Source organism: Limnohabitans sp. (assembly GCF_044361645.1).
Taxonomy (GTDB): domain Bacteria; phylum Pseudomonadota; class Gammaproteobacteria; order Burkholderiales; family Burkholderiaceae_C; genus Limnohabitans_A.
The window spans coordinates 25,054-34,418 of sequence record NZ_JBIKIL010000026.1; the positions used below are offsets into that span (position 1 = coordinate 25,054).

At 60.7% G+C, this 9,365-nt stretch carries 9 protein-coding genes; 8 read left to right on the top strand and 1 reads right to left on the bottom strand.

Going from position 1 to position 9,365, the window contains the following annotated elements:
• The 5 genes from ACIQ39_RS06055 to ACIQ39_RS06075 all read left to right on the top strand — a co-directional run bounded on the left by ACIQ39_RS06055 (position 1) and on the right by ACIQ39_RS06075 (position 4,298).
• The gene (locus ACIQ39_RS06055; protein ID WP_396433709.1) at positions 1–1,032 is read left to right on the top strand and encodes a hypothetical protein; all 1,032 of its coding nucleotides are present in this window, start codon (positions 1–3) and stop codon (positions 1,030–1,032) included.
• Positions 1,033–1,035: 3 nt separating this feature from the next.
• On the top strand, positions 1,036–2,082 hold the full coding sequence (locus ACIQ39_RS06060) for an NAD(P)H-dependent flavin oxidoreductase (RefSeq protein WP_396433710.1): 1,047 nt from the start codon (positions 1,036–1,038) through the stop codon (positions 2,080–2,082).
• 28 nt (positions 2,083–2,110) lie between these two features.
• Entirely contained in the window at positions 2,111–3,496 is a 1,386-nt protein-coding gene (radA, locus tag ACIQ39_RS06065; RefSeq protein ID WP_396433711.1) for a DNA repair protein RadA, read from the top strand.
• 204 nt (positions 3,497–3,700) lie between these two features.
• Complete coding sequence (locus ACIQ39_RS06070; RefSeq protein WP_396433712.1) at positions 3,701–3,982, top strand: type II toxin-antitoxin system RelE/ParE family toxin; 282 nt, start codon at positions 3,701–3,703, stop codon at positions 3,980–3,982.
• Between the two features lie 16 nt (positions 3,983–3,998).
• Positions 3,999–4,298, top strand: coding sequence for a HigA family addiction module antitoxin (locus ACIQ39_RS06075; RefSeq protein ID WP_396433713.1), 300 nt, complete (start codon positions 3,999–4,001; stop codon positions 4,296–4,298).
• Between the two features lie 101 nt (positions 4,299–4,399).
• Here the strand turns inward: ACIQ39_RS06075 and ACIQ39_RS06080 are convergent, their stop codons facing one another.
• Positions 4,400–5,902, bottom strand: coding sequence for an FAD-linked oxidase C-terminal domain-containing protein (locus ACIQ39_RS06080; protein WP_396433714.1), 1,503 nt, complete (start codon positions 5,900–5,902; stop codon positions 4,400–4,402).
• A 344-nt stretch (positions 5,903–6,246) separates the two neighbouring features.
• On the opposite strand from ACIQ39_RS06080, the gene ACIQ39_RS06085 reads away from it, so the two are divergent.
• Genes ACIQ39_RS06085 through ACIQ39_RS06095 form a run of 3 tightly spaced genes read left to right on the top strand, consistent with a single transcriptional unit; the run spans position 6,247 to position 9,199 of the window.
• Entirely contained in the window at positions 6,247–7,281 is a 1,035-nt protein-coding gene (locus tag ACIQ39_RS06085) for a glycine betaine ABC transporter substrate-binding protein (RefSeq protein ID WP_396433715.1), read from the top strand.
• Between the two features lie 3 nt (positions 7,282–7,284).
• Positions 7,285–8,181, top strand: a complete 897-nt coding sequence (locus tag ACIQ39_RS06090) for an ABC transporter permease (RefSeq protein ID WP_396433716.1) — start codon at positions 7,285–7,287, stop codon at positions 8,179–8,181.
• Positions 8,174–9,199, top strand: a complete 1,026-nt coding sequence (locus ACIQ39_RS06095; protein ID WP_396433717.1) for a glycine betaine/L-proline ABC transporter ATP-binding protein — start codon at positions 8,174–8,176, stop codon at positions 9,197–9,199. The genes ACIQ39_RS06090 and ACIQ39_RS06095 overlap by 8 nt, the downstream gene beginning before the upstream one ends.
• Positions 9,200–9,365 lie beyond the last annotated feature (166 nt).

Below are 9,365 nucleotides of genomic sequence, written 5' to 3' on the forward strand. Positions count from 1 at the left end.
ATGAACCTTCCCTTTCGCCTCGCGACTTGGCCTTTGACCGCATTTTTGGGCATGCTGGCTCTGGGTTGTGCTGCGCAGCCGAGGCCCGATTGCAAGCCCGCCCCAGAGAACGTCGCAGAGTTGGTGCAAATCCGAGCGCGGTTTCACACCGTTCAAGGGCCACTGGCAGAGTTCGACCCGTGCCACAAATTGTCACAACTGACCGTCCCTACGCGATGGAATGGCAGCCCCTTGGCGATCAAACCGCCGCTGCTGATCATTGCCCATGGGGGCGGTGGTCTGGGCATGCTCGAGCGCAATCTGGCAACCGCCCTTCAGAAAAAGGACATCGCCACATTGGTGTTTGACGCCTACCACCTCAACGGCTTTGAACAGGGCTACCCATTCTGGGGTTCGCAGGCGACCAACGAATCGCGACAGCGCATGATCTACAAAGCGGCCAAAGGGGCCTATGAGTGGGCGCTGACCCAGTCGGACAAAGTCGATACCCGTTCGATCTATTTACAAGGCGTCTCCAACGGCGCCGCGGTGGTGGTCAATTTGGCCAGTGTGGTCAGCCCCGAGCACGTCAAAGCCGTCATCGCCGAAGGTTTACCCGGCATGGGCATTGGTTTGCCCGACCAGCTGGCTGTGCCGGTCAGGTTGGTGTTTGGCAAACTCGACAACTACGGTGGCAAGCACCCCGAAGACTGGATGTGGCAACGGAAAGACAGTTGCCGCGTCAATCGCACGCCCAGCCCCGACGTTCCTGCGGGCAATGCCGCCCGGTGCAATGCGCGCCAAAACCCCACGGGTCTCACCGAAAAACCGATCGACTGGATGCACCGGCTCAAAGCGCAAGCAGCCGACATCGATGTCTGGTTTTACGACAAGGCTGCACATGGCATTTTCCAAGGGCCCATCGACCGAAAAATGCTGACTTACGGCACCGACAATGTGACGTTTTCATGGACGGGATCCGATCAGACGGCCAAGGAAAAAATGTTGGCCGACTTGCTCGCGCTCATTCAAAACCCACCCACGCCCCCCTGAACCATGACCGTCAAAACACTGCCGCCCGATCTGCTGGCCCCCATCGTGCAAGCGCCCATGGCCGGCGCCAACAACCACCGCTTGGCTGCCGCCGTCTGTCAAGCCGGCGGTCTGGGCTCGCTGCCAGCGGCCATGCTGAGCCCTGCCGATTTGCGCAGCGAACTGCAAGCGCTGCAGCAAGCCACGCAGCGCCCTTACAACGTCAACTTCTTTTGCCACACCCCACCCACACCCGATGCGCAAGCGCAGACGGAATGGCAAGCCACGTTGGCACCTTATTACCAAGCCATGGGGCTTGCGCCCAACACGGCCAGCAGCGGCACTGGGCGCGTGCCCTTTAACCACGCAGCGGCGGATGTGCTGCAAGCCTTTCGCCCGGCCGTGGTGAGCTTTCACTTTGGCCTGCCTGCGCCTGATTTGCTGGCGCGCGTCAAAAGCTGGGGCAGTCTGGTTTTGTCTTCGGCCACTACGGTGGCCGAAGCACTGTGGTTGCAGGCCCATGGCGCGGACGCCATCATCGCGCAAGGCTTGGAGGCCGGTGGGCACAGGGGCATGTTCCTGAGCGATGACCTGAGCACCCAGATCGGCACCTTCGCCCTGCTGCCGCAAATCGTGCAAGCCGTGAATTTGCCCGTGATCGCAGCAGGTGGCATTGCCACCCCGGCCGGCGTGGCTGGCGCCAAAGCGCTGGGCGCAGCGGCCGTGCAAATTGGCACCGCTTACCTGTGTAGCCACGAGGCCACCACCAGCCCTTTGCACCGCGTCGCCCTGCAGTCCAGCGCGGCGCAGCACACGGCGCTGACCAAGGTGTTCACGGGCCGTCCGGCACGGGGCATCGTGAACCGCGTCATGCGCGAGTTGGGGGCCATGCACCAAGTCCCGGCTTTTCCACTGGCCACGGCCGACATGGCCCCGCTGCGCGCAGCCGCCGAAGCCCAAGGCAGCAGCGACTTCACCCCGCTGTGGGCAGGCCAGAACGCCAGCGGCTGCCATGCGGCTTTTGCAGCCGACATCACCCGCGATTTTTTGAACGCCTGGCACGCGGCCTGAGCCTTCGCCTCAGGCACACTTGCGGCTTATGGCCAAAGACAAATCGATTTTCACCTGCACCGAATGCGGCGGCACCAGTGCCCGCTGGATGGGCAAATGCCCCAGCTGCAACGCCTGGAATACTTTGATTGAGGGTTCGAGCGAACCCGCTGCCACCAAAAACCGCTTTGGCTCGGTGCACGCCTCGCTGGCCCCCACGTCCGAAGTGTTGCCTCTGGCCCAAATTGACGCGGCCGACTTTGAGCGCCACCCCACCGGCATTGACGAACTCGACCGGGTGCTGGGCGGCGGCATGGTCGAAGGCGGCGTGGTGCTGATCGGCGGCGACCCTGGCATCGGCAAATCCACCTTGCTCTTACAGGCGGTGGATGCTCTGCAGCGCAGCGGCATGAACACGCTGTATGTGACGGGCGAAGAAAGCGGCGCGCAAGTGGCCATGCGTTCGCGCCGCCTGGGCCTGCCGGACTCGCAAGTGCCGGTGCTGCCCGAAATTCAGCTCGAAAAAATTCTGCACACCCTGCAAGCGCGGCAACCGGGCATCGCCATCATCGACTCGATCCAGACGGTGTATTCAGACCAACTGACCAGCGCCCCCGGCTCGGTGGCCCAGGTGCGCGAATGCGCCGCGCACCTCACGCGCACCGCCAAATCGACCGGCACCACCATCGTGCTGGTGGGGCACGTCACCAAAGAAGGGGCGCTGGCCGGTCCCCGCGTGCTGGAGCACATGGTGGACACGGTGCTCTACTTTGAGGGCGACACGCACTCCAACTTCCGCTTGGTTCGCGCCATCAAAAACCGCTTTGGCGCGGTGAACGAAATTGGCGTGTTCGCCATGACCGAAAAAGGCCTGAAAGGCGTGAGCAACCCCAGCGCCATCTTTTTGAGCCAGCATGCCGAGCCCGTGCCCGGCAGCTGCGTGATGGTCACGCTGGAGGGCACGCGCCCGCTGCTGGTAGAAATCCAAGCCCTGGTGGACAGCGGCGGCCCCTCGCCCAGGCGCCTGTCTGTGGGCCTGGACCGCGACCGCCTGGCCATGCTGCTGGCGGTGCTGCACCGCCATGCAGGCGTGGCCTGCATGGACCAAGACGTGTTCGTCAACGCGGTGGGCGGCGTGCGCATCAGCGAACCGGCGGCCGACCTGGCCGTGATGCTGGCCATCACCAGCAGCCTGCGCGGCAAGGCCTTGCCCAAGGGCTTCATTGCTTTTGGCGAAGTGGGCTTGGCGGGCGAGGTGCGGCCCGCGCCGCGTGGGCAAGACCGCCTGAAAGAAGCGGCCAAGCTGGGCTTCAAAGTGGCGGTGGTGCCCAAGGCCAACGCGCCCAAGAAAAACGACAAGTCCTTTGAGGGGCTGACTATTTATCCCGTGGAGCGCATCGAAGAGGCCATGCAGGTGGTGCGCGGGCTGGACTGAAGTCGCTTGACCGAGGTCTTGGCCAAGACCTCAAAAGTGCGTTTGACGGCGAACATCTGTTCGTTTTCTTCGGCGCTGAATTGAACGCACATGCTGTGCATTTTCTCTGTGCCCTCCCCATGCGCGCCTGTTGCGTTGCCGCCCGTGGCCGACCTGATGAATGCCGACTTGCTGGTTAATAACGTAAGGCGTTGTCATGCTCGCATGGCGATCCGGTCTTTTTCATGCATCGACGCGCAAAAGCTGTTTGAAGGGGGGCGTGTGGCCCGCTGGGTGTCCATCGAACGCCCGGCTTTGCGAAAATTGGCGCAATTGGACGGGTCTGCCGTGCTGGACGATCTGAGAGCACCGCCCGGCAAGCGACTGGAAGCGCTCAAAGGCGAGCGAAAAGGTCAATACAGCATCCGCGTCAATGACCAGTGGCGCGTGTGCTTTTTATGGACGGCCGAAGGCGCATTCGATGTGGAAATTGTCGCTTGCCACTGACTCAAGAGGACCTCCTATGAGAACTGTTGCACCTGTGACACCCGGCGAAATGCTGGAAGAAGAATTTCTCAAACCGCTGGGTTTGATCAAGTACCGCTTGGCCAAAGACATTGGCGTGCCCGCTCAGCGCATTGGTGACATCGTGGCGGGTAAGCGGTCCATCACCGCCGACACGGACTTGCGCTTGTGCCGCTATTTTGGATTGAGTGACGGTTGGTGGCTAAGGGGTCAGCGCAATTACGACAGGGCCATGGCCCGCGAAAAAATGGGTGAGGCCCTGACGAAAATCCAGCGTTGCACATTGTTGGCCGCTTGATCCGGGGCTGGATGCTGTTATCAGACTGTACCGAGCCGGGTTAAACGGACGCCGCCCTGCGCAGCTAAGGCGCCAAGCCCCAGGATTGAGGCTCAAACAATTCAAAACCGTGGCAAATCAGGGTGCTTGATCGCCCCCGCCCGCACCAGCATGCGGCCGTACTCGGCGCAGCGGTTGAGCGTGGGAATCACCTTGCCGGGGTTGAGCAGGCTTTGCGGGTCAAAGGCGCGTTTGACGGCGAACATCTGCTCGTTTTCTTCAGCAGAAAATTGCACGCACATGCTGTTGACTTTTTCGATGCCCACGCCGTGCTCGCCTGTCACCGTGCCGCCCATGGCCACACTGGTCTCTAAGATTTCGGCCCCAAACAGCTCGCAGCGGCGCAGCTGGTCGGCGTCGTTGGCATCGAACAAAATCAAAGGGTGCAGGTTGCCGTCGCCCGCGTGGAACACGTTCAGGCAGCGCAGCGCGTATTTCTCTTCCATCGCTTGAATGGCTTGGAGGATGTCGGCCAGGCGCTTGCGCGGGATGGTCGAGTCCATGCACATGTAGTCGGGGCTGATGCGGCCAGACGCCGGGAAAGCGTTTTTGCGGCCGCTCCAGAATTTGAGGCGCTGAGCTTCGTCATGGCTGACCGAAATGGCGGTGGCACCGCAGTCACGCAGCACCGCGCTCATGCGGCCGATTTCTTCTTCGACTTCTTCGGGCGTGCCGTCGCTCTCGCACAGCAAAATGGCGGCCGCGCTCAGGTCGTAGCCCGCGTGCACAAAGTCTTCCACCGCGATGGTCATGGGCCCGTCCATCATCTCCAGGCCTGCGGGGATGATGCCCGCCGCAATGACGGCGGCCACCGCGTCACCGGCTTTGCGCACGTCGTCAAAACTGGCCATGATGCAGCGCGCCAACTGCGGTTTGGGCACCAGCTTGACGGTCACCTCAGTCGTCACGGCCAGCATGCCTTCGCTGCCCACCAGCACGGCCAGCAGGTCGTAGCCTGAGGTGTCGAGCGCGTCGCTGCCAAATTCGATCGGCTCACCTTCGACGGTGAAGCCGCGCACTTTGAGCACGTTGTGCACCGTCAGGCCGTATTTGAGGCAGTGCACACCACCCGAGTTTTCGGCCACGTTGCCACCAATCGTGCAGGCGATCTGGCTGGACGGGTCGGGCGCGTAATACAGGCCGTAGGGTGCTGCCGCCTCGCTGATGGCCAGGTTGCGCACGCCGCATTGCACGAGCGCCGTGCGGCTCACGGGGTCCACGGTCTTGATCTGGTTGAAGCGCGCCATCGACAGCGTCACGCCCATGCGGTGGGGCATGGCCCCGCCCGACAAGCCCGTGCCCGCACCACGTGCCACCACCGGCACTTGCAGCGCATGGCAGGCTTTCAGCACGGCCTGCACTTGGGCTTCGGTCTCGGGCAGCACCACCACCAAGGGCCGCTCGCGGTAGGCGGTCAGGCCGTCGCACTCGTAGGGCGTGGTGTCTTCGGGGGTGTAGAGAATGGCGTCTTGGGGCAGCACGCGGCCAAGCGCCTGCACCACGGCGCTTTGGCGTTCGGCGCGTTCAAGGCTGGTGAGGAGTTCGGCATTGGCGGGGCTGTTCATGGCGGGCATTCCTGAAGGGTTGGTCTTGACTGTAAACCGAGACGCGTTTGCGGGGCTTGAAGAATCTTTCAGCGGCCGTTGAATTGGTGTCCGAAACAGCGCGGACGCATGGCTGCCGCTGCATCAACGACAAACCCGTTATCTAAAGTTGACAAAATACATTTGTACAAATATAATCGGGCAGTGCAGCACAACTCCAGACCCCAGGTCGACGTGAGCCCTGTGATCTTCTGTATGCGTCTGAAGCGCCACGCTTGAGATTTTTTGAGCCCAGTTGCCAGGTTTTAACGCCTGCTCCAAACCGCAACACCAATGGGATGTCAGCACAATTGATTGGAGAAATCATGAAGCGAATTGCTTTTCTATTGACATCCATCGCCGCCGCATTGGCAGTGACCGCTTGTGGTCAAAAAGAGCCCGAGGCACAGGCCGTAGCAGCCCCGGCGACTGCGCAGTGTGGCAAGGTCAAAGTGGCCAACATGACATGGCAGTCGGCTGAAGTTTTGGCCAATGTGGACCAAATCATTTTGACCCATGGTTATGGTTGCGATGTCGAGCTTGTGCCCGGTGACACCATGCCCACACTGACTTCGATGATGGAAAAGGGCCAGCCCGACGTTGCGCCCGAGGCTTGGATCAATGCCGTGCGTCAGCCGCTGGATGGCGCCGTCAAAGAAGGCCGTTTGCACTATGCCGCCATGTCGCTGCCCGATGGTGGTGTGGAGGGCTGGTGGATTCCCAAATACTTGGCCGATGCCAACCCTGACATCAAAACCATCGAAGACGCCCTGAAGCGGCCAGAACTGTTCCCGTCTGCAGAAAACAAGGGCAAGGGTGCTGTGCACAACTGCCCGTCGGGCTGGAACTGCCAGTTGACCACCGAAAACGCTTTCAAGGCCTGGGGCGGCCAGGCACAAGGCTTTGTGTTGGTGGACACGGGCTCTGCGGCCGGGCTGGATGGCTCGATCGCCAAAGCCTATGAACGACAGCAAGGCTGGCTGGGCTATTACTGGGCTCCGACCTCGATTTTGGGCAAGTACGAGATGGTCAAGCTGGACGCGGGTGTGCCGCATGACAAAGAGGCATGGGAGACTTGCAACAGCAAGCAAGAGTGCGCCAACCCCGCCAAAAGCGACTGGGCGCGTGCCGATGTGTACACCGTGGTGACCGACAACTTCAAGAACAACGCGGGCGACGCCATGCTGTACTTGGACAAGCGGGGCTGGAGCAACCAAACCGTCAACGGCTTGCTGGCTTGGATGAACGACAAGCAAGCCAACGGCAACGACGCGGCCAAGCATTTCTTGCGCACCCAGCCCGAAATCTGGAAGGCCTGGGTCAGCGAAGATGTGGCGGCCAAAGTCCAAGCGAGCTTGTAAAGCATGGCGGACTTGAGTTGGTTTCAGCATTTCCCGTCTTTGGACGAGGAGACGCTGCGCGCCATACGCCTGGCCATTGACGGGTCGTTCAGGGGCTTCACCCGCGAACACGGTGAAATGATGGAGCGCTTGTTCTATCCGTTGCGCGATTTCTTGCTGGCTTCAGAACACTTGCTGACCCAGTCGCCATGGCCCCTGGTCATGGCGGGCATTGCGGCCGTGTCGTGGTTGGCCAGCCGGTCCTGGAGGATCGTGCTGGTGGCCATGCTGGCGCTGTTTTGGGTGGGCATGTTCGGCATGTGGCAAGACCTCATGAAGACCTTGTCCATGATTTTTGTGGCCACGGTGGTCGCCATTGTGGTGGGCGTGCCCATTGGCATTTGGATGAGTTATTCGAACCGTGTGCAAAAAGTCATCAGCCCAGCGCTGGACGTGATGCAAACACTGCCCAGCTTTGTGTACCTGATCCCCGTGTTGATGCTCTTGGGCATTGGGCGTGTACCGGGGCTGATTGCGGTGGTCATCTATGCGATTCCACCTGTGATTCGCTTCACCAATTTGGGCATACGCATGGTCAGCTCTGAACTGCTGGAGGCGGCCGACGCCTACGGTTCAGCACGCTGGCAAAAGATGATTCAGGTTCAATTGCCTTTGGCCTTGCCCACCATCATGGCGGGTGTCAACCAGACCATCATGCTGGCGCTGTCCATGGTCGTTGTGGCTTCCATGATCGGTGTGCAGGGCTTGGGGCAACCCGTGCTGCGGGCCATCACCAACCAGTACTTTGCCATGGGCTTGTTCAATGGCTTGGCCATTGTGGTGATCGCCATCTTGTTTGACCGTTTGTCGCAAGCCTACGGTCAGCGCTTGCAAAAGCACAGGGAGATGTCGCATGGCTGAAGCGCTGGGTATTGAAATACGCCATCTCTACAAAATCTTTGGCCCAACACCCGACAAATGCATGGCCCTTGTCGAGCAAGGCGTAGGCAAAGACGAGCTGCGCGATGTGCACGGCCATGTCCTGGGTTTGCGTGATGTGAGTCTGAGCATTGCGCCGGGCCAAATTCAGGTGGTGATGGGTTTGTCCGGATCAGGCAAGAGCACGCTGATCCGGCACATCAACCGCTTGATCGAGCCCACAGCGGGCGAGGTTTGGGTTGGCGAGCAAGATGTGCTGAAAATGCGGCCGGGTGTGCTGAAGAAGTTTCGGCGCAAACAAGCGGCCATGGTGTTTCAGAAATTTGCGCTTTTCCCGCATCTGACGGTGCAAGAAAACGTGGAATACGGTTTGCGCATTCAAGGTGTGCGCAAAGCTGCACGCCAAACCGAGACTTTGCGATGGATAGAGCGGGTGGGTCTCAAAGGCTATGAAACCCACTTTCCCAACCAGCTGTCTGGCGGTATACAGCAGCGCGTGGGATTGGCCCGAGCCTTGACCAACGATGCCCCGATTTTGCTGATGGACGAAGCATTCTCGGCGCTGGACCCGCTCATACGCAGCGACATGCAAAGCGTCTTGCTCGACTTGCAGCAAGACTTGGGCAAGACCATTGTGTTCATCACCCATGACCTGGACGAAGCACTGCGTCTGGGCGACCGCATTGCCATCTTGCGCGATGGCGAAGTGGTGCAGCAAGGCACAGCACAAGAGATATTGCTGAAACCAGCAGACGACTACATCAAGAGCTTTGTGCGCGATGTGAACCGGGGTCGTGTGATCCGTTGCCGAACCTTGCTGCAAGCTGGCCCTGCCATCGAGGGCCCCAGCGTGGACTCACAACTGGTGATTGAAGAGGTGGCCCGTTTGCTCAGCGCAGACGGCAAAGAGTCTGCCAATGTGACCAACAGCAAAGGCAAGCACCTGGGCGTTGTGTCGATGACGGACATCATTGCCGCCATGGTGCCGCCCCGGGATTGATCTTGTAAGCGGCCGGATTTCAAGCCCAGGCTTTTCATGGATTGCCACGGCCTACGGCCTCGCAATGACGCCCCCGTCATCGCGAGCGCAGCGCGGCGATCCACGGATTGCCACGGCCTTCGGCCTCGCAATGACGCCCCCGTCATCGCGAGCGCAGCGCGGCGAT

Coding starts and splice junctions, on each gene's coding strand:
- ACIQ39_RS06085 (WP_396433715.1), top strand. CDS start 6,247: ATGAAGCGAATTGCTTTTCTATTGACATCCATCGCCGCCGCATTGGCA.
- ACIQ39_RS06060 (WP_396433710.1), top strand. CDS start 1,036: ATGACCGTCAAAACACTGCCGCCCGATCTGCTGGCCCCCATCGTGCAA.
- radA (WP_396433711.1), top strand. CDS start 2,111: ATGGCCAAAGACAAATCGATTTTCACCTGCACCGAATGCGGCGGCACC.
- ACIQ39_RS06055 (WP_396433709.1), top strand. CDS start 1: ATGAACCTTCCCTTTCGCCTCGCGACTTGGCCTTTGACCGCATTTTTG.
- ACIQ39_RS06075 (WP_396433713.1), top strand. CDS start 3,999: ATGAGAACTGTTGCACCTGTGACACCCGGCGAAATGCTGGAAGAAGAA.
- ACIQ39_RS06070 (WP_396433712.1), top strand. CDS start 3,701: ATGGCGATCCGGTCTTTTTCATGCATCGACGCGCAAAAGCTGTTTGAA.
- ACIQ39_RS06080 (WP_396433714.1), bottom strand. CDS start 5,902: ATGAACAGCCCCGCCAATGCCGAACTCCTCACCAGCCTTGAACGCGCC.
- ACIQ39_RS06090 (WP_396433716.1), top strand. CDS start 7,285: ATGGCGGACTTGAGTTGGTTTCAGCATTTCCCGTCTTTGGACGAGGAG.
- ACIQ39_RS06095 (WP_396433717.1), top strand. CDS start 8,174: ATGGCTGAAGCGCTGGGTATTGAAATACGCCATCTCTACAAAATCTTT.